Below are 22242 nucleotides of genomic sequence, written 5' to 3'. Positions count from 1 at the left end.
TCAATTAAGGTAACAAAGGTTTATTAGACACAATATTTTTAAAGTCTTGCAAAGCAGGAACTTTATATAAAAAACAAACACCTATGTATGTTGCAAAAAAAACCGTTCCAACTAAAACGACCTGCAATAAATTTGCCAGACGAAAATAGTTGCCTAATATTAAGTACCCTCCCCAAGTAATGACTAAAGTAAATACCGCGATTAAAAAAATGGGGTAAATATCTTTCATTTGCTCTTTTAACGAATAATTAATCATTTTACCACTATAATAGGTGTTAATGTATACCGCACCAAATGAAAACAATACTTGTCCAATCAAAAGTCCAGGCATTCCAAAAAAAAGTGAAATGCCAATCACTGATAACCCAACAATTTTTTTAATCACTTCTAACCTTAAGAAAAGGTCACTTCTTCCTTTAACATTAATTATATTAAGGTTATAAATATGAAGTGGGTATACTATAGCAGCAATGCATAGTATCCTAAAATACGGGACTGCTGGTTCCCATTTTTCTCCAATCAAAAAAATAAACAAAGGTCTGGCAATCACAATTAATAAAAGCATAAATGGTACTATCCAAAATAAAATCTGCGTCATTAATTTTTTATATGCAATCTTTAATTTCTCATCGTCATTGTTAATGGAGGCAAACATTGGATAGGTTACCTTATTCAATGCCATAGAAATATTGTTTACAGGAAACATCCTCAATGTGTCCGCTTGATTATAATATCCAAGCTGTGTAGTTGAAAATAGCTTTCCGATGATAAGATTATAGGAATTAGTATAAATCACATCAAGCACCCCAGAAAGTGTAAGTTTGTAGCCAAAGCCAAAATGATATTTTAATTTTAATTTGTCAAACATTAATTTAGGTCTCCAATCTGTATAGAACCAATGCTGCACCATAAAAACAAAAGTGCGGATAAGCGCCATCCAAACCAAACTCCAAACGCCATACCCCATTATTGCTAATATTATCCCTGATATTCCTCCAATAATTGCTGAAGGAACCTGCATTAACATTTGGAGCTTAAAATTCATCGCTTTCGTTAACTGAGTTGTTTGGACACCGACCAATGCTTGAATAATGAACGACAATGTATAAACCCTTACAATCAAAGTCAATTCAGAAAGATTATAAAAAGACGCGATAAAAGGTGCAAGGATAAAGATGATCATATAAATCAATACGCTAGACACCATGTTAATAATAAAAACGGTTGAGTAATCCCGTTCATCAACATTTTGAGTTCTGATTAATGAAGTAGCCATCCCATTATCTATCAAAATTTGCCCGATAGATATAAAAATTTGCAACATAGCAATTAAGCCGAAAGCAGAAGGAGACAACAGTCTCGCAAGAATAATTTGAGTGATAAAGTAAATTATCTGAACACTAAATTGTTGAGCTAATGTCCAAATTAACCCCGAAATTGTGGCCTTCTGAAGTCCCATCAATGTAACAACAATCGAATTATGAGAATAATATTAACGAATTTACAAAGTATCATGACCTAACAAAGCCTTGATTATTCTTATACCAATTATATGTCTTCACTAGCCCATCTTTAAATTTTACCTGAGGTTTATATTCTAATAAGTCGGCAGCCTTTGATATATCAGCTAAACTATCTCTTACATCTCCTTTTCTGCCTTCTCTATATATTGCGACAATATCTCTGTTTTCAACTCCCTTCAATATCTCGAACATCTGATTCAAAGATGTTCTGTCTCCAACCGCGATATTGTAAATCTGATTAGTTGCTTCAGAATTATCTGACAGCATAGCGTTCACATTTGCTTGAACGGCATTATCAACGTATGTAAAGTCACGAGTTTGCTCTCCATCACCATTTATAAAAGGTGATTGATTATCTAGGATAGCTTGAACAAACAATGGTATTACCGCAGCATAGGCTCCATTCGGATCTTGTTTGGGCCCAAACACATTAAAATACCTTAATCCAATAGTTTCAACGCCATAATTTAGAGCAAAGACATGGGCATACAATTCATTTACATACTTAGTTACTGCATACGGTGACAGCGGATTTCCAATAATAGACTCAACTTTCGGCAGGGATTTACTATCTCCATAGGTAGATGAAGACGCAGCATAAACCATCCTCTTTACATTAGAATCCTTTATCGCTATAAGCATATTCAGAAATCCATTAATATTTACCTCATTAGTTGTTATTGGATCGTTAATCGAACGAGGAACAGAGCCGAGTGCAGCTTGATGAGATACAAAATCTATATCAATGCACGCTTCACAGCACGTCTCTAAATTTCTTATATCACCTTCTATTATTTCAAAAGCTGGATTTGAAATAAAACTGGCAATATTTTTTCTGTGTCCATTGCTAAAGTTATCAAGAACACGTACTTTTCTTGCATTATGACTTAATAAAAATTCAACTAAATTAGAACCTATAAACCCAGCACCTCCTGTAATTAAAAATGAATTCTCTTTAATTTTATTTAGTTCAATACCCATACTATAATCTTTTATCTACTAATACCTTTGGTAAAACGCCCTTTACGTCAAAAATGACAGCATTACTTTTCTTTAAATCTTCAACATTCAAATCCAAAAACTCCTTGTGAGCTACAGCCAATATAATCCCATCATATTTTTCATGTGACGATTCATCAAGCTGATTAATGATATTCAAATTATACTCATGTTTTACACTTTCTTTACTCGCCCATGGATCAAAAATAGTTATATCCACATGGTACTTCTGAAGTTCATAGATAATATCAATAACTTTCGTATTTCTAACGTCGGGACAATTCTCTTTAAAAGTAATACCCATTATTAAAACGTTGGCTTTAGAAACATTAATTTGCTTTTTTACAAGTAATTTTACAGTTTCATCTGCCACATAAGCGCCAATACTATCATTCAATCTTCTCCCGGCTAATATAATTTCTGGATGATATCCAACCTCTTGTGCCTTTTGTGCCAAATAATAAGGATCAACCCCAATGCAATGTCCCCCAACTAATCCGGGACTAAACTTCAAAAAGTTCCATTTAGTGCCTGCCGCCTCTAATACTTCCTTTGTATCAATGTCTAACAAATTGAATATTTTAGATAGTTCATTCACAAATGCGATATTAATATCTCTTTGAGAATTTTCAATTACTTTGGCTGCTTCAGCAACTTTTATACTAGAAGCTTTAAAAGTTCCTGCAGTTATAATAGACCCGTATAAATCATTAATAACATCCGCTATCTCCGGAGTAGAGCCGGAAGTAACCTTTAATATTTTAGATACAGTATGTTCTTTATCACCCGGATTTATGCGTTCTGGAGAATAACCACAGTAAAAATCTCTATTAAATTTTAAACCAGATGTTTCTTCTAAAACAGGAACACATTCCTCCTCTGTTGCTCCTGGATAAACGGTAGATTCATATACAACCACGTCTCCTTTTTTTAGTACATTCCCAATCGTTTGGCTGGCTCTTTTTAATGGAGTGAGGTCAGGTTTATTATATTTATCAACCGGAGTTGGTACAGTAATTATAAAAAAATTACATTTTTCCAAATCAGTGGCAAAAGAACTATATTTAAGTTTTTTAGCCTCTTTTAATTTATCAGCACTTACTTCTAATGTTCTATCTTCATAGTTATTTAGCTCATCGATTCTCTTGTTATCGATATCAAAACCTAAAGTTTCATACTTTTTACCAAATTCCACGGCCAAAGGAAGTCCAACATATCCTAAGCCAATAATTCCAATTTTATATTCAATCATTTAATAAAATATTTCTATATACCTTTCTCAATATCAAAAAAAAGACCATCAGCCCTCCAAATAAAATTCCCCCAATAACTAACCCTTTAGCTTTTCCCAATTTCTCCTGTGTTAATGGAAAAATCGGTTGATCAACTACTTGTATTAATGGAGTTTCTTTTAAAAGAGAAATCTTGCTCATCTCTAAATTTTTAACGAGCTCACTTAAAACAGCTTTATTCGTTTCAGCAGAAAATTGTGCTTTTTGCGCTGGAGCTACTCGTTGTATTTGCCTAGTAGGATTCAAATTTGGGGTTGCATCATTTACGGCAACTGCAGAGTAAATCGCTCCATTCATGACATTCCTAACCGAGTCAGTTTTTTTCTGTAAAATAATTACATTCTCTAATGATTTTTTAGTTTTTGTTTGAATATAAAATTCATTTACATTTTTTACTAAAATGTCATTAAAAGATTTCGCAAACAATTCATCTTTCGATTTTACATCAACCCTAATAATACTTAACTTCTTATCTGGTTTACTCACAAAAAGATAATTACGACGAATATTCTCAACAACGTCCCCAATGATGCTGTCTCTAAGTCTCAATCCTTCAACGTCGGGCTTATTTAATTCCAGACTATCTAAAACAAACTGAAGTTTCATAAGTTCAGGTCTTTTAGCCCAATTTTCTTTAAGTTTATTAACTGTAATATAACGTTCTATAAGAAGTTCGTTACCTTTCCAATAGCTGAGCAAAGTTTTCTCTATCATATTTCGAGAACGATATAATTCTAGAATATTATCTCCTTGAAAAATCCCGCCTCCCCTTGTTCCTAAATCAACTCCTGCCATTGAAGCTAGACCAGCCAAAGACCCAAGTCCCCCTCCTCCTTTGTCATCTTCCAACACAAAAGTTGTGGTTGCTACGTAATTTGGCTTCTTCATATAAGCATAGAGGAAACCTAAAGCTCCTCCAATTATCCCAAAACCAACAACTATAATCCATTTGGAAAGCAAATAACGCCACCATTCTCCTACTTTTAAAAGTAACTCTTTCAACGAGATATCGTCTGAAGTTGTTGAAATTCTGGAATTAACATTCTCCAAATTCATCTATTATAAATTATCTTAATAAACTTACAATAATAGCCCCTAACGATGCAATCGCTGTTCCTATACCAATCCATCCTTGTGCTGTCATTCTTTCTCTTTCAGCTTTCTTCGGCACCAATATTTCCGCACCAGGTTTTACCTTAGGAAAGTTATTAAAGAACAAGAACTTACTTCCTGCTTCAACTGATCCATTTGCATATTTAATATATGCCCCTCTTTTTAATGCGCTAGAAGTAAATCCACCAGCACCATTTACATACTGCTTAAAGCTTTTCCCCGGCAAATAAACAATACTGTTCGGATTTAAAACCTCTCCGGTAACTTTCACTGTCTGCAATTGCCTCGGCACTCTAATCACATCTCCATCTTCCACAATTAAATCATATCTGGATTGAGGTTTCTTCAAAATTCTCTCCAGATCAATCCCCACCAGATCCGATTGTATCAATTGTTGCTCAATTTCTGCCTTCACTGTATCCTTCACACCGGCTTCTTGAACACGTTTCAGATTCAAGAACTTCTTTTTGTCTTCCTCTTGATTATTTATCGCATTTCGATCTCCCGGATTTACTTTCTCAGCACCTGGTCTTTTTAAAGAAGCTCCCTCGGCATAAGCAACAGGTGTTAAGCCACCAGCTCTTTTTACCAGATCAGAGATCTTTTCGTTTTTCTGGGTAATAGTATATAAACCAGGATACAAAACCTCTCCCTCTATCTTAACTTGTTTTTGCACCTGATACCCTTCAGAACTCCGAACTGATACCACGTCAAAAGGTTTCAATATAAATTTCTTATCCATTACCTTCAGGTTCTGATCTACTCCAACTGTAAATACCTGAGCTGTCTTTGCAGATTCAGATTTCGCATCACTATTCTTTATCCTGCGGGAAATCTCAATTCTCCTCGGTGTAGCATTTTCCTTAAAACCACCAGCCATCTGGATTACATCTTCTAATGTCATGTTATCTGCATAATCAAAAGTTCCTCCAGATCTGACTTCGCCCTGAATGGTAATCTTGTATTCATCTCTTAAATCAAACAAAGACGAAATTGTTACCTTATCTTCCCGTTGTAATGCAACATCTTCTTGGGAACCATCCATAATTTTGGCCACGTCAAAAGAAATTAAAGCAAATGTATTATCGGGATTTAATCTATTGATGTAACCTCTATTCAAGAAAGCATCTTCCGTTAAACCATCTGCTTTTGCAATTAAGCCTTTCAAAGTTAATCCTTTTTCCAATTCAAACTTACCCGGACGAAAAACTGCACCTGCTATTTCAACCCTATTTTCGAAACGGTCTAAGATGGTCTCAACGATGTACTTGTCACCATTTAAAGGCCCATAGGTTGTGAACTGCTCAGCATTTACATCACTAATTTTTCGTTCCTTATTTGTATTTTGAAGGACTTTGATATTAGCAGTATAAGCCTGATTGGTAAAACCACCAGCAAACCTAATTACATCCTGTAAGCTTTCATTATTCAGAACCTCAAATAATGCCGGGCGCTTAACCTCGCCTGTAATCTCAACCCGGCTCTGATAAACCGGAATATTAATTACATCCTGGTCTTGTAATCGAATATTATTCTGCTGAATTCCGTTCAATAAGAAATCATATACGTCTATGGTAGAAACCACCTTATTGCCTCGTACAACCTGTATCTTACGGAAAGACCCATTAGCATTAGGCCCCCCAGAAGCATTCAGGGCATTAAAAACGGTCGATAGAGAAGACAAGGTATAGGAACCTGGTTTTACAACCTCCCCCACTAAGGTTATTTTAATACTCCTGATATTTCCGAGATTAACAGCAACGCTGGTACGACCACTTCTCAAACCAGGATAGGTGCCCGCAAGTTTACTTCTGATCTTGGCAGTCGCCTGTTCAACGGATAAACCACCAACAGAAACAGGACCTGCATATTGCAAACGAATAATTCCTTCAGGACTTACTTTTAATTTATAATTTGCTTCGTTATCACCACTCAGGTCAACAAGCAACTCATCGTCAGGACCAATTACATAATTTTTTGGAGTCGCCATCCTTAAATTTGGCTCAAACGAGATATTACTATTTGAAAATAATTCTGAACCAAAAATCTTTGGACGCAAGTCCTCGAGAATATTAACCTTAACCGGGTCCTTTTTTTCCGATGCCTCCTTTTTATCCATCCCTACAACCTGGCGTTCTTTAACCTCATCAGTATTTATCTCTTCCCCCGACTTTTTAGAATCAGCACCGCCAGCTCTAATCTTTGCTACTCTGGAGCGCAGTTTCTCAATTTCTTCCTGCTTCATACCTTGGGCTTTTGCCATTTGTTCCAGTTGCGCATCATTATATCCAATAGATTCCGCGCGTTGGATCATCTGCCTGATTTGTGCATCAGACAAATCATCAACTTTGATATCAGAATAATTCGACTGCGAAAAGGCGGTCTGCGTGACCAGAACGGCAAAGAGAAATAATATTGCAGTTATCGTTCTTTTAAAATTCATATTTGTGTGTAGAGAGGGTAATGGGTTATTTTAGATGATAAGCGTTAAAATTCTCACTGTTCAACTCAACTTTCATAGGGTAAAATGTTTAGTTTTTAGTTTCGGTTGCAAATATATTAATTATATTCATATGTGATAAAATTGTGACTGAAGTAATCATCGGTTACTCCCCAAGTGTACCTGTATCCCAACCGTTACCGGGTTCAACAGAAACTCAGACTTATTATATTTATTTAAAGACCGCTCACCTGCAGCAATCGTTTCCTGCCTTTCATACGAATAAAACATCTCCAGGCTACTCTCCGCAAAAATAGAGATAAAAGGAACAGGATTAATTTTTATCCCGATCAAGGGTGCCGCTGTAAAACCAGTTTTGGTTGTTTCTACGCCATTAGGCGCCAAAGCACTAGGTGTCTGCGAATTCAACGCATCATTGGTGGAAACCAATGAACCGTCAAACTTATTGAACCGGAACCCGATGTCGAAACCCACGTAAGGCTGTATCCGTGCAAAGTTCATGTTCTTCTCAAACCCAACTTTAAACGCGTAATCTTTCATTTCTCCGCTTGCTTCCTGGCAGCCCACGCAATTGTTCACCAGCTTCACATCTTTTTTCAGGTAACTGCCCCCCAAACGGTAATTGATCTGATTGTCGTTAAACTTGATCATCCCTCCATGGAAGGTTGCATTGGTAAACCTGTCGGAATTCTTTTGGTTTAAAATTTTTGGCATCTGCATCTGGCTAAATCCGTATACGGCCAGACTGTAGTTGTAATTGCCGTTCATTTGCGAAAATGCGGTCCCACTTAGTAGAATTAATAGGACAATTAGTAGATTTTTCTTCATTTATTTCCCCCCGGAATGTAAATTTTAAAATTAGTCAAATGTAAAATAATTATGCATAATTACAATCCGCATGTAAAATTCATAACCTAACATTTATTATGCCATAATATTAGCTATTTATTTCATAAACCTATGTTTTTTAAAAATTTAGGCCTGAATATTGTTACTTAATTGATAATCCAATATCCTCAAACGAAACCAATGAGCTCAATAAGTAAAAACATCAAGACATTCAGACAAAAGAAAGGATGGAGCCAGAAGCAAATGGCGGAACAGTTAAAAATTTCTATTCCTGCGTTTTCTAAAATTGAGAATGGTATTACTGATGTAAACATCAAAAGGCTGATGCAAATTGCGGTTATACTGGACACTACATTGATGGACCTGATGGCAAAAGAGGGCGAAAGCCCGCAGATGCTGCACAACCAGCGCGTAAAACAACTTAAAATTAAGCTGGCAAAAAAAGAGGAAGAACTTATTGAACTTCAAAAGAAGGTAATTGAGCTGTACGACGAAATCAGGGAAAAGAAAGAAAGCGCCACAGGCTAACCAGATTTTATTGCTCATCGCCCATTTCTGCTCCTTTCTTTCTCCTGTGCATGGCCTGTTCAAGCACACTTCCTCTATTGTTAAACCATACTTAGGCTAGGGTTGCTGTAATTCCAGGTGGTTCAACTATAGCCCAATACCGGTTTAAATATGCTTTAACCGGCTAGCCATAGTAAAACCACCGCATCACTAGTCTCTAATATCAGCCCGCCATTCTGCACCACTAATATCCGTCAGTTTAATGGAGTGGTTTTCGTTTAAAGCCAGCCCATTGATATCTATAGTAAGATCAGCTTTTGCACCAAGCGGTAACACCAGGCTATGTTTTCCAGGTTTAATTTTGGCTACATAGTGGTTTCTGATCTTGTGTGCCGGGAAACCTGCCAGCTCTTTCTGGCCAAGAGACCTGACAACCTCCCCTTGCTCGTTCAAAATTTCGATCCCGATTAGAAAAGAACCATACACATCTGCACCTTCGGTACGGAACAGCCGGAACACCAGCTCTGAATTGCTATAGCGGATAGCTGAAATCTCTACCTTAGGCTTAACAGATTTGTTGTACAGCTTGCCCCAAACCCCGCCATGAAAATACTGATTGGTAAACAGCGTAAGGCCAAAAATGAAAACGGAAGCCAGCAATACCGGCACTTGCAGGTTTTTAACAGGTAATAAACCTGAACCAGTAAAGGCAAACCATTTTTTATGGGTGAAGGTATAGCTCTTCATCAGGAAATGATCGAGTGACCAGGCCCCGCTGCCACTCATGAAAATGGTAAAACCACCGGCTATGCCCAGCACCCCAATTTGCCATTCATCCAGGCAGGTGGTGCCCAACCAGCCAGAGCCCAGAAGGATTCCCGAAGCCAGCATCACAACGCCTATACTCATAAGGCGCGTAAACAGCCCTAGAATAATGAACAGGCCCACAATGGCCTCTACAATAGTAAATACAACCATAGCCAGCTGCAGTTCATCCGGGTTGGAAACCAGGTATTCAATAATGGGTTTAATGCCCAGGGCATTGGGAAGGAAATGGTTAAATTTTTCGCCAATATAACCGGCCTCCTCAGGTATGAGTTTATTTTCTAAGATCAACCGGCGCCAGAAAGCCGAGAAATATGTCCAGCCGAGAACCCAGCGCAAAGACAAAGTGAAAAGCCCGGCCAGGCTGGCCGTAGCTGCAGTATGTGAATGTTTCATTGAATTGATATTTTATTAAACGTGTAAAAATGATATTGTACGGTAGCAAAGGCTACGCAACATCAAGCTTTAAACGTTTGTATAAAATATATTTTGGAGGGCTGTTGCCTGAAAAGCTATCCAGGTTCCGGGTATCAATTGCTTCTGCTGCAGTAACAAGATCGTTTTTCACTAAAGAATCCGAAAAAGCCGGTTCCCTGTTGAATCTGACTTTTTTTACCAGGGAAACTGTGTTTTGTTCGGCATTCGTGAACTGGCACTGTTGCCCTACGGTGGTACGGCTTTGGTTAAGCGGCTTTGAATAGTCAATATCAAACGTAGAAAGCCAGGCTTCTTTTACAGTGCAGGGTGCCAGCGAAAACACAATAAGCCACAGTATGGCAATGCGTTTGTATTTTCTGATATGACTGCTTAGCTTTTGCACAATTTCAAAGATACACATCCATAACAATGCTGAACAATTTATTTATAAGTATCAGGCCATTTAATTTTAGCCCCTATCAACTCCACTGCATTGTTTGTAGAACTTATTTTCGTATTCGGCAATTTGTTCAGCGATATCATTTTCTTCGATTTGACTGGCTGCTATTTTATTACCGCTCCAATGTTGTTTTTCATAAGCATAGAGTATATCAAGCAAGCGATTGCAGTCATCGGCTAATTCGGGATGCTCTTTTACCAACAATCGTAACTTGCGATCAATGATCGACGCTCTCTCAAACTCAAGTTCTGATGTTAGTATACCTTTCTTTAATATCTTCTTTAAACCAAGTTGTATGTCCATAATCTATAAGTTTCTTTTTACAAGTCTATACAGATTCAGTGATACGTTGGTAAGAAAAACAGGAATTTAATTTTTATAAATATTTGTAAATCAAACAATTGAAATAGAAATCAGAACCTTGGATGTTCTGTCAATAATTTGGATAAGTTTCAGTTATTGTAGAAAATTCAACAACTTAAGCCAGATAAACATTAAGAGCCTATATTTTCGAGGTCATCCAGGTCTTTAGGTCTTCCTGCCGAACGTTTAGCTTGGATCAGATTGTCTTTATGAATTGTTCTTATTTGAAGATCATCATCCTCAAAAAAAACAGCATTATCAAAGCAGGCGTTAAAGCCTAGTCCCTTTACCTGAACCATGATATCAATTGCAACCGGGGGTACGCCAAAAGTAAACACATCCCAATTCGGATGTGATAGAAAATTCTGTTCGGTCATATCAAAAACAGGCATTCCAAAATCAGCAAAAGCCTTTTTTAAATTATGATAATTTGCAGATGTACGTTCAACCCATATATCCATATCACCGGTTGTTCTGGAATATCCATGAAGAATTACAGAGAAGCCACCAACTAGTAAATACCTTACGTTGTTTCTATTTAAGGCATTTAAAAAATCCCTGAAATCTTCATTAAATATATTACCCATTAGCTGATCTGGAATGCGCTCTAAACTTTGTTTTGTCAATTTTTGGCGGATGTCCCTCCGCATAATCAAAAGCAACGCTATTTAGATAAGCAGCTATTTTTAAACGCTCAACCCAGCTCAGCTTTTTGTAGTAGCTTGCATGGTCGGCCGCCTCACTGACTGTTTGCGCTTTGAAGGATGTCCGATCTAAACGATATGTTGCCATAATCAAAAATACAACTTTTAATCCAATAACTAAAGTAGAATAGCAGTGTGCAAATCACACACTTTCCAGCAAAAAATCACCACTGATTCCCAACTTCAAGTGTACGGCTTTCAAAAATGGAACATCTGGCTCACGTTTGCCGGTAAGTATCTGAGATAACTTGGAGGTTCCAATACCCAATAAATCAGCAAGCTTTGCCTGAGTAATATTCAATTCTTTTATTTTATGCTGAATAACAGCATTAATAGTGACCGGAATAGGCATAATTTTCAATACCTGGTCTTCATATTGCTCTGCCAATACACTCAGCTGCTCCAATTCGTTAGATTCGGCCTCAGTAAGCGTATGAAAGCCACCATTATCTGTAGCTTTCTTAATGAATGTTTCTATCAATTGCATTATCTGATGGTATTGTGCTTCAGTTCTTATTTTGCTTATCATACTATTAAATTATTGAACAATCAATTTTATCGTACTCACGATGTGTTCCAACAAACCGAATAAAAACGGTGCGCTTGTCGAAAAAGATCATAGCCACTATTCTAAAATCATTGCCCTTAATGTTAAATACATACCTATCGTTTGCAATATAGTCTACACTATTAAAGTCTTTCCTAACATCAGAAAAATGGCTCCAATTCGCTTTTCTTACAACATCATACCATTTGTTTAATGCTGGCGCTGACGCAGGATATTTAAGTGCAAACTCCTGTATTGTTTTTTTGATCAGTATTACCATCGCAAATATATAAATATTTTAATTATTGAAATAAATTTTAAAAACAGAAATATAAGATTAGAAGTGGAGTGGTTACAACGCAAACAACTACAAATTGGAATATATCCTGGTAAGAAAAACATGAATTTATTTTTGATATATTTGAGTTAAACCTTCCCTAATGAACGGCAACCACATCTGGCAAACCGAGGCCCGGCAAGCCTTAGCAAACAAAACAGCAGAACTGACCGACCAACAGCGAAAGCGTTATCAGATAGCCTTTATTGAAAGCGCAATTCTTAAAGTGCCGGATCAGATCAGCAACGAACAACAGTTTTCGGAATTTAAAAAAGATACCGAAGAACTGATCTCCTGCTTGCCGACTCCGGCAGATGAGCAGCGATTATCCGCAAAAAACTATACCGGAAAGCTTTCGACCTATAAGGGCATGCTGATGAAAAAGCACAAGATAGTGCCAAATGGTTACTACATGGCGGTATGGATGCCATTGGGCGTAGCAATCGGAATGTCTATCGGACTGGCCATGAAAAACATTGCACTCGGACTTTCCCTGGGGTTGGGATTGGGTTTGGCCATTGGTGCCGGAATTAACCTTAAGGCTCAAAAAGAGGGGAAGGTACTATAGCTCGAATCGTGCCATCGGGATTGTAAGCCAGCAGATCCATGCATATTATACAGAAGGAATCTCTACCAGTGAAATAGCCGAACGGCTGGGTGTTTCGCAAAAAACCGTGCAGAATCAGATCAATACAGTAAATAAGGCTTTGAGGGCTAGGAGGCACATTTGCTTACAGTTGTAATTGTAGCGGGTTATAATTGATAAATAACAAAAAATGACTACTATTTGCAATAGTCGTTAATTTAATGACCATTAAGATAATAACCGTTAAATTAATTCGCTATGAAGTTTTATGGCCGACAAAAGGAATTAGAAATCATTCCTGCATTACACAATGGGAGTGTAACGTGAACTGTGTCATTCAAAATTAACGCCTCTCAGAAGCCTCTGTTCTCCTGAAGAATTCTCTCACCAAATTTAATGTATAATTGCGAGAATGCCAGTCTCCAGTTATGGATTGGCATTGTCCATTTCTTGCTAATATTTTTAATGACCAGGTACATGAGTTTCATCAGTGCCTGTTCGGAAGGGAAAGCCCCTTTAGTCTTGGTAATTTTGCGGATCTGGCGGTGTACACCTTCAATCGGATTGGTGGTGTAAATGACCTTGCGGATCACCTGGTCGTATTCAAAGAATGCCGACAGGTTGACCCAGTTGTCCAACCAAGACTTGCAGCTCAGGGGATATTTCTTGCCCCACTTATCTTCAAACTCCAGCAGTCTTTCATAGCCCTGCTGTTCGTTATTTGCCTGATAGATCGGCTTCATATCAGCCATTACTGCCTTCTTGTCTTTCTCAGGAACATAGCGCATAGATGAACGGATCTGGTGAACGATGCAAAGCTGCACGCTGGTCTTTGGGAAGATCGCCTCCACAGCTTCAGGAAAGCCCTTGAGCCCATCGATACAGGCGATCAGGATATCTTCCACGCCACGCGTTTTCAGATCGGTAAGCACTGACAGCCAGAATTTCGCGCCCTCATTTTCAGCGGTGTAAAGGCCTAGCACATCTTCTTACCTTCGATATCCACGCCCAGAATATTGTAGATGGCACGGGTTTCCACCGCGCCGTTTACCCGGACTTTAAAAAACATACAGTCCAGGAATACAAAGGGATAAACGGCTTCTAGTGGACGATTGCGCCATTCTTGTACCGCAGGCAGTACACTATCTGTAATCCTGGAAATCTCAGCAGCAGAGATATCCATGGCATACATTTCCTGCACATAATCCCGCATCGCACGTGCACTCATGCCCATGGCATACATTGAGAGGATGTTTCCTTCCAGTTCCTCGGTAATGATCAGCTGGCGCTTGGGGACAACTTTTGGGTCAAAGGTACCCAGACGGTCACGGCCCGTTTCAAGCTCGAATTCTCCCGAACTCAGGCTACGTACTGTCTTCTTACTTTTACCATTCTTACGGTTGGACTGATCGGACAGTTTACTCTCGGAAATATGGTGCTCCAGCTCCCCGGTCATCATCGATTCCAGAAAATGTTTCATCATCGGGGCCAGTACGCCATCTGTGCCGGTCATCTTTTTGCCGGCATATAAGCCAGCTATAGCTTCCTTTTTGAAGCTCTCGAAGTCAAAATCTTCTTGTGTTGCCATTGTTATGTCGATAGTTTAAAGTTACACTATTGACACAGTTCAGGAAACACCCTCCTTTTCTAAAATATCTAATGACATAATAATAATCTATTATTTTCCAGACTTAATTGTAATGTTTTCTTCTCCCGTATCCGTAAAACAACGATCAAAGGCAGCTATTGGCAAACATTTACCGAAATACCCATGTTATCCCTGTTCCTCTTCTAATACGCTTTCGTAAATGCGCCTACCTCCGTCGTAGATGTTTTATTTTTATGAGATAACGCTGGTCCACCGGGATTCTGTAATTTTTAGTTAGATCCATTAAAAAATTGAAATGATCCAACTATTCCACAAAATTTTGTAAAACTATATAAAAAAGGCATAGAGAAATGATTATAAAGCTCCATATAAATATGGAGCCTAGTTTTTTATTTGCGGCGGACAAATTATTGTATTTCAAAGTTATTTCTTCTGTTTTTCGCAAAAGATAAAAGTAATTATACACAAGTATCACACCAAAAGCTACTAATGAAACGAGCATCGCATCATTTCTAGGTATGTTCATTTTTAAAAAAAAATTAATGATACCAAACAACGAACCAAGGTATAAATACAAAAAAAAAGACAGCCCAATGTAAGCATTAAAAGCCGACTGACCGCCTTTATTTGCTCTTTCAATATCCCTATGAAGAAAATAATACATTTTTTTTAACATACTTCTATTTAATAATTGGTATAACATATCTTGTTGCATCAGCCTGTTTAATCATAGGATTACTCGAATAATTTCCTTTTAATTTTAAATCCTGAGTAGCCAACTTAAGCCCTCCTCCGATAACAAATCCAGCTCCTGCAGAAGCTACGGAACTAATTCCCCAAGCTATTGTTGATATCCCAACATTCTTCATAGTTTCACCTTTTGTTTGATTTCCGGTGACACCTAGACCAACTTCAATAACACCCTCAGTTACAAAAGTTGCAGTGCCTAAATTTTTCAACACACCAAGAACTTTTGAAGTCGATAAAACCCTTGAACTCGCAGAAAATGAAGAGGAAACTACTATCTCACCTGCTTCAGCAATATTTCCTAATCCACTATTTATTGACGCTGCAGCATCTAAATACTTCTTCGCTTGCAAGTTTGGCACTTTACCATTCACAGGGATAGTCTTCTCATCAGAGTGAGAAACAACTAGCGTTTTACCAGATAGGGGGTCATTTGTCCCGGCTGCAAAATTATAATAATCATAGACAGTCCCTCCCTTATTACTAACCTTAGTTCTATTACCATTAGCATCGATATAATACTCGTCTGGAGGTCTGGAAGCCATTTGAGTTTGCATTTGTCGAAACATTCCCTGCGCTTCTTCCCCATAATATGTTTCCATACCATTCGGATCGATATTGTTTACAGGATTGTTATCTGTATAATTGTAGGGGTTAACAGATAAAAACTTCTCCGCCAACGGATCCACCACATTCCACCTTCCAATCTCCGGATCATAAAACCTCGCTCCATAATCGAGCTGTCCCAGCTCATTCTGCAACTCCTTGCCATTGTAAAGATATTTATTTACTCCTGCACTTGCAACCCTCTGTTTTCCGAAAGGGTAATAATTATCTGCCTGTAACTGTTGAAGCTGATAGGTACTTGGATGCTGATTGAAAGTATACCTTACATTACCCAAATGATCCGTCAGGTTGTACTCATAAACATAAGTGCCTCCATTGTTCCTGGCTTTTCCTTCCTCGGTCATAATGAAATCAATTGCACCTCCAGTGTATTGTATCCCATCCACATAATCAGAGGTGGCTTCGCTGCTGCTTACTTTCCTTAGCTTACCGCCCGCCGCATCATAAACATAACTCATGCTTAGGCCTGATTTGCTTACAGTAGATGGCAAGTTCAGGATGTTGTACCCTATCGTTACCCCAGTCCTTCCATCGGTAGTAGCATTGCCATTCAGGTCATACATATAAGTACCTGTTGCAAGTGGGCCGCTGATACTAGTTAGCTTATTGTCGTTATTTGCATAATTGTAAGTACTTACACCGGCACCATCCCTATTCATCGAAGCAATGTTACCCATCACATCATAAGTCAGGAACTCGCTCATTACCACACCTGTACTTACACCGCTTTTTAAACGGTTCAGCTTATCATAATCATAAGTGTAAACATTCGGATAACTGTTACCTGCTCCCCATTCCTGGTTGGCAATGTTCCCATTGTACTGAGGATAAGTTCCCACATCATATTTCAGCCTCATGCTAAACTGGTCTGAGGTGGTGTTGTTCAGCCAGCCCCTTTCGTTATAAGCATAATCCGTCTTTTGTAAAAAGCTGCCGCCGTTATCGTTGCTGTGCAGTTCTTTTTTCAGCAGCTGACCAATTTCATTGTAAGCCAGTTTGCTCAGCACCACTTCGGGTTGCCCGTTTATGGATTGCATCGTGGCAAGCTTTCGGCCCATATGGTCATAATCATAACGGGTAGCAATCGTAGTAGCCGGCCCAGAAGCACCGGTGTGGCTTCTGGTACTGGCTGTCAGTTCTCCGGCAAAGTTCCAGGTATTGTCTACATAATCTTTACCACCCAAATGGTTATCTGCTGCAGTGCGGATTATTCTTCCTTCTTCATCATAATAGTTTACGCTCAGGTAACGGGTAGTGCTGCTGCCCAACTGGTATACAAAACTACCGGTCTGGAGTCCTTTTGTTCTTGCCGCAGGCATTTGGGTTGTCCCATTAGGCGGAGGAAAACTGTTGCCATGAAAATCATAATCATCATAATAATTGATGGTTAAGTAGGTTTCAATACCGGTGTTTGGTAAGGTTAAATTCGTATAACCCGTACCTGTGCTATTGCTATTGGCATTATCCCTGCTTTCCCATAAAGTGCCCTGCGCATCTACAAGCGGCTGCAAGTTGACTCTTTCGGTTGCATTGGAATGCAGGCCAGTCATCACTACCCTGCCCAAAGCATCATATTTGGTAAACAGCCATTTTTGGCTGTTCCGCTGTTCTGCATCACGGCTCAGCACCAGTTGGTCCAACTTGTTGTATACCATATCTTCCCAGCCCTTGCCTGGGATTTTCTTTTCTATCAACCTCTTTCGGCCATCATAGCGGTACTGGTAACAGAAATTGTCCTGAACAGTTGCTGAAGGCACTGCTTCGGCATCTGGGTTAGCGCCCGGTGGCAACACAAAACTCAGGTTGCCCAGATCATCATAAACGTAATAGGTACTCAGGGTCTCAATGCTATTGTCTGGTTTCCGGTTAAACAAGCGTTTCAGCACCACACGGCCTTCCTTATCTTTGTATTCTTCTGTCGTTCCAGCCTTGCCATCGTTACTTACCCAGTTCTCATCTTTACTGATGGTCAGGTACAACTCGTTAGCTGTATAATACCCTGTTCCGGAAAGGGTTCTTTGGTGCTCCTGACCGCTGGCCGTTACAGGCACCGCAGTATATAACCTCACGGCAAATCCTGTAGTGCTATAAGCGGCCGAAGCATTATTTGAGCCGTATTCAGTTTTTAGGGTATGGCCAGTGCCATTGGCAGCAAGCTGCCAGCTAGTTCCCGGCGCGCCCTGTTCCTGCACCCGGTTTAATGGTGAGGCTTCAAAACGTATCTCTGAAAATGCCCCGCTGATTGAAGCTACCCCAGCCGAAGGACTGGCATAAAAAGCGGCCTGTGCTGCTACAGCGCCAGTTTTAAAAGCGCCATTGCTTCCGGCTGTTGCCACATAAGGCAAATACTTAAACTGCTCCCTGCCAAAGGCATCATAGGCCACCGGCTGCACCAGATCCTTAAACGAAGGACTACCCTGTACAGTTACTGTTTGTAATGGCCTGCCCAGCCCGTCAAAGTACTGCACCGTTTGGTTTACATCGCAGGTACTGCGCCCGGCAAGGGCTACATCGTTATCGGTTAATACCTGCGGAACTTTGAATATTTTCGTACTCACATAGTTCTGATCTGTACTCAATATTCCAGCAAAAGGCACGCATTCCTTAAAACTTGCCCCGGTAAAGATCCTTACCGTTTTACCCGCAGGGATATGAAATCCATCAGTCAAGGTTACACTACCAGTAGCTTTAATTTCGGTTTCATTGTTATATGCATTACGAGTAATATGCTGCGCATTCGCACCAGTAAACCCGGTCAGCAAACAAACAGTTATATATTTCCATGCCCTTTCAGGCATTAAATTCAGATATCTTTTCATGGTACAGCGCCTTATGGTTTGTAATGGTATTCGTTAGCCTTAATGATATTCCCGTTCTGGTCTTTCACATATTTTAACCGCTGGAAAGTATCATAGTCGAAATAAGAGGTTTGCCCTTTGGCATCTGTACTGCTTTTCATACCTACCAAAGCATCATACGTATAAGTGGTAACCTGGGCATCTTTTAATGTAGTAGTATGGTTACGTACCGGTGCCAGGAATGCATCAATTGCAGCTTTGTTGGCTGGTGCGCCAATTGCAAAGCTATTCACAGCAGAAGCTCCGCCTAAGGCAGCTACTACAGCAGCATAATCAGCATTTTTTATTTCCGCTACCGGGTATTGCTGGTTGTAACTCCAGATGTAGCAAACACTGGAACCATTTTCCAGCTTTGCACTCAGCAGGTTTCCTTTATCATCATAGGTCTGGTATTTCAATCTTTGCTGATACTTTGCATCCGCTGAAAATGTCGTTGCTGTTCCTGTATTAGGAAGCACACCCGTACCGCGATTGGAAAAGTTAAAAGTACTTAGCGGGGTAGCTGCCGGATGTTCAAATACCAGTTCAGCATCTTTCAGGCCTTTGTGGTTAGTCTGATACTTGGTAATGTTTCCAGACAATACCACTTTATCCCCATTGGCATACTCTTTAACAGTTACTTTTTCTATCGGCACATTTACATTGTTCTTATAAACCAAACTGTCTATAAATGGGGTGCCCGCAGCATATTCTAATGGATAGGTAGAGAATGTATGTTTTTTTGATCCATCACTGCTCAGCAAGGTCTCTCTTACAGGCAATAAACTTGTCGGGCTTTGTTCAAATGTGGTTGTTTTTTTAGTGCTTACACCATTGTTAATCATGGTTTCTTCAGACTTATCCAGGTAGATGTATCCGGAATTATAGTTGTAGAAATTAATGATACCATCGGTTTTACCGATATCAATATAGGTACGAAATACATCAATTTTTACCCCAGGACTAACGGGTTCCAGATATTTGGTATATGTATTAGAAACTGTTCTAACCAAGGAATAGGTATTGTTTTTATTTTCATAGTCTTGTTGATTGGTTAAAAAGCCCCTTAACCAATCGCGATTATCCACCGGCGGATTAGGGTAATCTGAAAACCCGGGACCAACCACCGCATCAACACTTTTAAATAAAATATCAGGTTCCTGGTTAGGACCAATATAGCTGTATTCAGATTTCCCAAGGTCTTGCCCGCTAGGTAAAGTCTTCTTTTCAGTTACAAATTCATAACCAACATAAGAATTGTGTGTGGTACTCAGCGGATAAACTGAATTATAATTGAATACTTTATATTCAGCACTGTGTATGCCCGCTTCTGCAAGTAGAGGGTAAGTATAAAGTGGAGTGGAAACCAATTGACCGGATGAGCCATCCAGTTCATAACTATAGGCTTTATTGATAGCATTTCCTATAATAGGATCATATTGGCTGATGCCTTTAACCCTTATCCCCCCTACTTTCAAAGGAGCGCCAGGCGTTCCAGGAACTACATTAACCTCATATAATCCCTCAATCGATGCACTATAAAGTGCAGTATAATTGGGATCACTTGGCGTTGCCAACAAACCGGGCGATGGACAATGATACAACCTATACATACCCGGATTTAAGGTCAGGTAATATGTATTGTTCAAGTACTCCCGCCATATAGCAACATTCGGGTTATTAACATTTTCTATGTAATAGCTCATTCCCCCGTTTGGATAGTAAGGCATATTCACGATCTGAATTTTATAGGATTTGCGTTCGCTGATGACGAATTCGGTGTAATAATTACGGATTGTACCTATTCCATCTGGACTCGGCCGTACTTCATAAGGATGATATTCATCATACCAGGGCTTTCCATAAGTTGCATGGGTAAACTCAAAGCCGGCAGTAAAATCACTTTTTGTTACCACAGGTGGAACAAGTGGACTTGGTGCAACTTCATTGGCTTCGAAATCGTACTCTGTAAACCCTCCTGTTGGATAGGTAATTCTCGATAGGCTTCCTTGCTTGCCATAGTTAAAGTTGGCTTCCTTTCCCGTTAAGTACCAATTTATACGCTGTATAGAGCCCAGGTCACTCATTCCTACAAAAAAAGGCTCTCTCTCACTCTCAGGTTTATTGGCATATCCCCAATGATCCATCAAAGCTGATCCTCTTTGGGGCAAACCTATATCATGGAAGTATTCAAACTGATGGCCGTTGTTAAGGGCATTTCCGTTATTGTCCTGCTCCAGGATTTGCTGGAGCATAAGTCTGCGTTTCAAGGGCTCTGAAGGAAGTGTAGTTCCTGACTGAAAATAATTGTTCTGTCCGGAAAAATTAATTGAATTGTAAGCCAATAAGGTATTTTCAACCAGATACTGGTACTGAAATTTAAATTGTTTAATGATGGCTCCATCCTTATTTTTAATCACAATCTTTTCAAGGGCACTGTCTCCAATCAGGTCTGCCCTGCCAATTGGAGAGGGCACAAATTCAACGCTTCCGTTTGAAAATGTTATGGTACGCAGACGCTTTGTTTCTACAAATTGTCTTTGAACAATTTTAGTACCTGTCATTTCATGGTCCCAAAGTGACCCACTAACCAATGAATAACTGGTTCTGTTAGGCGGCAAATCGTAACTCAATTGCACATCATCATAAGCAAATGTTATTTTATCTCCAGTTGGCGAGGTCATTTCTGTGAGATACCAGGTGTTAACTGTTCTAGATCCATTTCCGGCGGAAAGACCACTCAGCTCCCGTACCGACGTACTGGTTTTTTCGTAAACTTCAAATCGATAAATTACTCCATTATCATCGGTCACTGTCCACTGGGGGATACAAATTTCGGTTCCATTTTCACCATAGCTAAAGGAAACATTGGTGGCGTTTTGATGGCTGAACTTAAAATTTTGCTTTGGAATGGTTCTGACAGTCATCGACTTATCGAAAACAAATTTACCCGATTTCTCTGGCAGGCTAAAAAAGAACAAGTCCTGTTGCCCATCTATAGCTCCTGTAGAAATCTGGCGGCCGATAAAAGTTTCATACTCATCAAGAGGTGGAGTTGGAATTATAGTATAGGGATAACCCACCGATGGCGTTTCATCTGGTAAACCTACAACCGACCTGGTTATCGTACCTCCTGCATTCAGTACCCAGCCCAACCCACTGGAAGAAGCCATTTCAGAGACTTTTATACCGCCTGATTTATAGCTTAAAGAAATGGGCAGTTTAAGGCTACCTTCAGAAATCGTCCATATTGGAACTGAAATTTGAGGGGTTCCGGTATACAACCCCACCGGTGTATTGATATACTGACCAAGGTTTGCCGCATTTGGAGAGGGTGGAATAACCTTTGGTATTTCCGGCCCTTGACTTTGCGCATAACAATTACCTGCTGCTACAAAAGCTACAAATAATGAGAATAGTTTCTTATACATATGCTTAG

At 39.3% G+C, this 22242-nt stretch carries 18 protein-coding genes and 1 pseudogene; 3 read left to right on the top strand and 16 right to left on the bottom strand.

Annotation, left to right across the window (positions count from 1 at the left end; genetic code table 11):
* Positions 1 to 4: 4 nt before the first annotated feature.
* The 6 genes from B9A91_RS12975 to B9A91_RS12950 form a co-directional block, all read right to left on the bottom strand.
* Entirely contained in the window at positions 5 to 1459 is a 1455-nt protein-coding gene (locus B9A91_RS12975; protein ID WP_084239178.1) for a lipopolysaccharide biosynthesis protein, read from the bottom strand.
* Positions 1460 to 1511: 52 nt separating this feature from the next.
* Positions 1512 to 2504 carry an SDR family oxidoreductase gene (locus tag B9A91_RS12970; RefSeq protein WP_084239177.1) on the bottom strand — a complete coding sequence of 331 codons (993 nt, stop codon included), beginning with the start codon at positions 2502 to 2504 and terminating at the stop codon, positions 1512 to 1514.
* Between the two features lies 1 nt (position 2505).
* A complete protein-coding gene (locus B9A91_RS12965) occupies positions 2506 to 3774 on the bottom strand; it encodes a nucleotide sugar dehydrogenase (RefSeq protein WP_084239175.1) in 1269 nt (422 codons plus the stop codon).
* Positions 3767 to 4870 carry a GumC domain-containing protein gene (locus B9A91_RS12960; RefSeq protein WP_084239173.1) on the bottom strand — a complete coding sequence of 368 codons (1104 nt, stop codon included), beginning with the start codon at positions 4868 to 4870 and terminating at the stop codon, positions 3767 to 3769. The genes B9A91_RS12965 and B9A91_RS12960 overlap by 8 nt, the downstream gene beginning before the upstream one ends.
* Positions 4871 to 4880: 10 nt before the next feature.
* Positions 4881 to 7370, bottom strand: a complete 2490-nt coding sequence (locus B9A91_RS12955) for an SLBB domain-containing protein (RefSeq protein ID WP_084239171.1) — start codon at positions 7368 to 7370, stop codon at positions 4881 to 4883.
* Between the two features lie 156 nt (positions 7371 to 7526).
* The gene (locus B9A91_RS12950; protein ID WP_084239169.1) at positions 7527 to 8216 is read right to left on the bottom strand and encodes a hypothetical protein; all 690 of its coding nucleotides are present in this window, start codon (positions 8214 to 8216) and stop codon (positions 7527 to 7529) included.
* Positions 8217 to 8417: 201 nt separating this feature from the next.
* Here B9A91_RS12950 and B9A91_RS12945 point away from each other — a divergent pair, with 201 nt between their 5' ends.
* Complete coding sequence (locus tag B9A91_RS12945; RefSeq protein ID WP_084239167.1) at positions 8418 to 8765, top strand: helix-turn-helix domain-containing protein; 348 nt, start codon at positions 8418 to 8420, stop codon at positions 8763 to 8765.
* Between the two features lie 189 nt (positions 8766 to 8954).
* Here the strand turns inward: B9A91_RS12945 and B9A91_RS12940 are convergent, their stop codons facing one another.
* The 7 genes from B9A91_RS12940 to B9A91_RS12910 form a co-directional block, all read right to left on the bottom strand.
* Positions 8955 to 9965 carry a TQO small subunit DoxD gene (locus tag B9A91_RS12940; protein ID WP_084239165.1) on the bottom strand — a complete coding sequence of 337 codons (1011 nt, stop codon included), beginning with the start codon at positions 9963 to 9965 and terminating at the stop codon, positions 8955 to 8957.
* A gap of 52 nt (positions 9966 to 10017) precedes the next feature.
* Positions 10018 to 10407, bottom strand: coding sequence for a hypothetical protein (locus tag B9A91_RS12935; RefSeq protein WP_084239163.1), 390 nt, complete (start codon positions 10405 to 10407; stop codon positions 10018 to 10020).
* Between the two features lie 48 nt (positions 10408 to 10455).
* Entirely contained in the window at positions 10456 to 10749 is a 294-nt protein-coding gene (locus B9A91_RS12930) for a hypothetical protein (RefSeq protein WP_084239161.1), read from the bottom strand.
* 191 nt (positions 10750 to 10940) lie between these two features.
* On the bottom strand, positions 10941 to 11396 hold the full coding sequence (locus B9A91_RS12925; RefSeq protein WP_084239159.1) for a hypothetical protein: 456 nt from the start codon (positions 11394 to 11396) through the stop codon (positions 10941 to 10943).
* Positions 11389 to 11601 (bottom strand): hypothetical protein, encoded by a 213-nt coding sequence (locus B9A91_RS12920; RefSeq protein ID WP_084239158.1) that lies wholly within the window; start codon positions 11599 to 11601, stop codon positions 11389 to 11391. The genes B9A91_RS12925 and B9A91_RS12920 overlap by 8 nt, the downstream gene beginning before the upstream one ends.
* Before the next feature lie 54 nt (positions 11602 to 11655).
* Complete coding sequence (locus tag B9A91_RS12915) at positions 11656 to 12042, bottom strand: helix-turn-helix domain-containing protein (RefSeq protein ID WP_084239156.1); 387 nt, start codon at positions 12040 to 12042, stop codon at positions 11656 to 11658.
* 4 nt (positions 12043 to 12046) lie between these two features.
* Complete coding sequence (locus B9A91_RS12910; protein ID WP_084239154.1) at positions 12047 to 12340, bottom strand: type II toxin-antitoxin system HigB family toxin; 294 nt, start codon at positions 12338 to 12340, stop codon at positions 12047 to 12049.
* A gap of 160 nt (positions 12341 to 12500) precedes the next feature.
* Between B9A91_RS12910 and B9A91_RS12905 the strand changes: the two genes are divergently transcribed.
* Positions 12501 to 12965: a glycine zipper domain-containing protein gene (locus B9A91_RS12905; protein ID WP_084239152.1), complete on the top strand. Its 465-nt coding sequence runs from the start codon at positions 12501 to 12503 to the stop codon at positions 12963 to 12965.
* Positions 12919 to 13140: an HTH domain-containing protein gene (locus B9A91_RS24595; RefSeq protein WP_159451693.1), complete on the top strand. Its 222-nt coding sequence runs from the start codon at positions 12919 to 12921 to the stop codon at positions 13138 to 13140. Before B9A91_RS12905 ends, B9A91_RS24595 begins: the two co-directional genes overlap by 47 nt.
* Positions 13141 to 13336: 196 nt before the next feature.
* On the opposite strand, the pseudogene B9A91_RS12895 reads toward B9A91_RS24595, so the two are convergent.
* The 3 genes and pseudogenes from B9A91_RS12895 to B9A91_RS12880 form a co-directional block, all read right to left on the bottom strand.
* Positions 13337 to 14571: pseudogene (locus B9A91_RS12895) on the bottom strand (IS256 family transposase).
* A gap of 701 nt (positions 14572 to 15272) precedes the next feature.
* A complete protein-coding gene (locus tag B9A91_RS12885; protein ID WP_084239145.1) occupies positions 15273 to 18785 on the bottom strand; it encodes a DUF6443 domain-containing protein in 3513 nt (1170 codons plus the stop codon).
* A gap of 11 nt (positions 18786 to 18796) precedes the next feature.
* A complete protein-coding gene (locus B9A91_RS12880) occupies positions 18797 to 22234 on the bottom strand; it encodes a hypothetical protein (protein WP_084239143.1) in 3438 nt (1145 codons plus the stop codon).
* Positions 22235 to 22242: the final 8 nt, after the last annotated feature.

The sequence above is a fragment of the Pedobacter africanus genome, from assembly GCF_900176535.1.
GTDB classification, from domain to species: Bacteria; Bacteroidota; Bacteroidia; order Sphingobacteriales; family Sphingobacteriaceae; genus Pedobacter; species Pedobacter africanus.
Note: the sequence above shows the minus strand (reverse complement) of the source record. Positions and strands in the feature narration are given on the sequence as shown.

Excerpts from the sequence above, each read along its gene's own strand:
- B9A91_RS12975 (WP_084239178.1), bottom strand. The coding sequence starts at position 1,459 with ATGGGACTTCAGAAGGCCACAATTTCGGGGTTAATTTGGACATTAGCT.
- B9A91_RS12970 (WP_084239177.1), bottom strand. The coding sequence starts at position 2,504 with ATGGGTATTGAACTAAATAAAATTAAAGAGAATTCATTTTTAATTACA.
- B9A91_RS12965 (WP_084239175.1), bottom strand. The coding sequence starts at position 3,774 with ATGATTGAATATAAAATTGGAATTATTGGCTTAGGATATGTTGGACTT.
- B9A91_RS12960 (WP_084239173.1), bottom strand. The coding sequence starts at position 4,870 with ATGAATTTGGAGAATGTTAATTCCAGAATTTCAACAACTTCAGACGAT.
- B9A91_RS12955 (WP_084239171.1), bottom strand. The coding sequence starts at position 7,370 with ATGAATTTTAAAAGAACGATAACTGCAATATTATTTCTCTTTGCCGTT.
- B9A91_RS12950 (WP_084239169.1), bottom strand. The coding sequence starts at position 8,216 with ATGAAGAAAAATCTACTAATTGTCCTATTAATTCTACTAAGTGGGACC.
- B9A91_RS12945 (WP_084239167.1), top strand. The coding sequence starts at position 8,418 with ATGAGCTCAATAAGTAAAAACATCAAGACATTCAGACAAAAGAAAGGA.
- B9A91_RS12940 (WP_084239165.1), bottom strand. The coding sequence starts at position 9,965 with ATGAAACATTCACATACTGCAGCTACGGCCAGCCTGGCCGGGCTTTTC.
- B9A91_RS12935 (WP_084239163.1), bottom strand. The coding sequence starts at position 10,407 with ATGTGTATCTTTGAAATTGTGCAAAAGCTAAGCAGTCATATCAGAAAA.
- B9A91_RS12930 (WP_084239161.1), bottom strand. The coding sequence starts at position 10,749 with ATGGACATACAACTTGGTTTAAAGAAGATATTAAAGAAAGGTATACTA.
- B9A91_RS12925 (WP_084239159.1), bottom strand. The coding sequence starts at position 11,396 with ATGGGTAATATATTTAATGAAGATTTCAGGGATTTTTTAAATGCCTTA.
- B9A91_RS12920 (WP_084239158.1), bottom strand. The coding sequence starts at position 11,601 with ATGGCAACATATCGTTTAGATCGGACATCCTTCAAAGCGCAAACAGTC.
- B9A91_RS12915 (WP_084239156.1), bottom strand. The coding sequence starts at position 12,042 with ATGATAAGCAAAATAAGAACTGAAGCACAATACCATCAGATAATGCAA.
- B9A91_RS12910 (WP_084239154.1), bottom strand. The coding sequence starts at position 12,340 with ATGGTAATACTGATCAAAAAAACAATACAGGAGTTTGCACTTAAATAT.
- B9A91_RS12905 (WP_084239152.1), top strand. The coding sequence starts at position 12,501 with ATGAACGGCAACCACATCTGGCAAACCGAGGCCCGGCAAGCCTTAGCA.
- B9A91_RS12885 (WP_084239145.1), bottom strand. The coding sequence starts at position 18,785 with ATGAAAAGATATCTGAATTTAATGCCTGAAAGGGCATGGAAATATATA.
- B9A91_RS12880 (WP_084239143.1), bottom strand. The coding sequence starts at position 22,234 with ATGTATAAGAAACTATTCTCATTATTTGTAGCTTTTGTAGCAGCAGGT.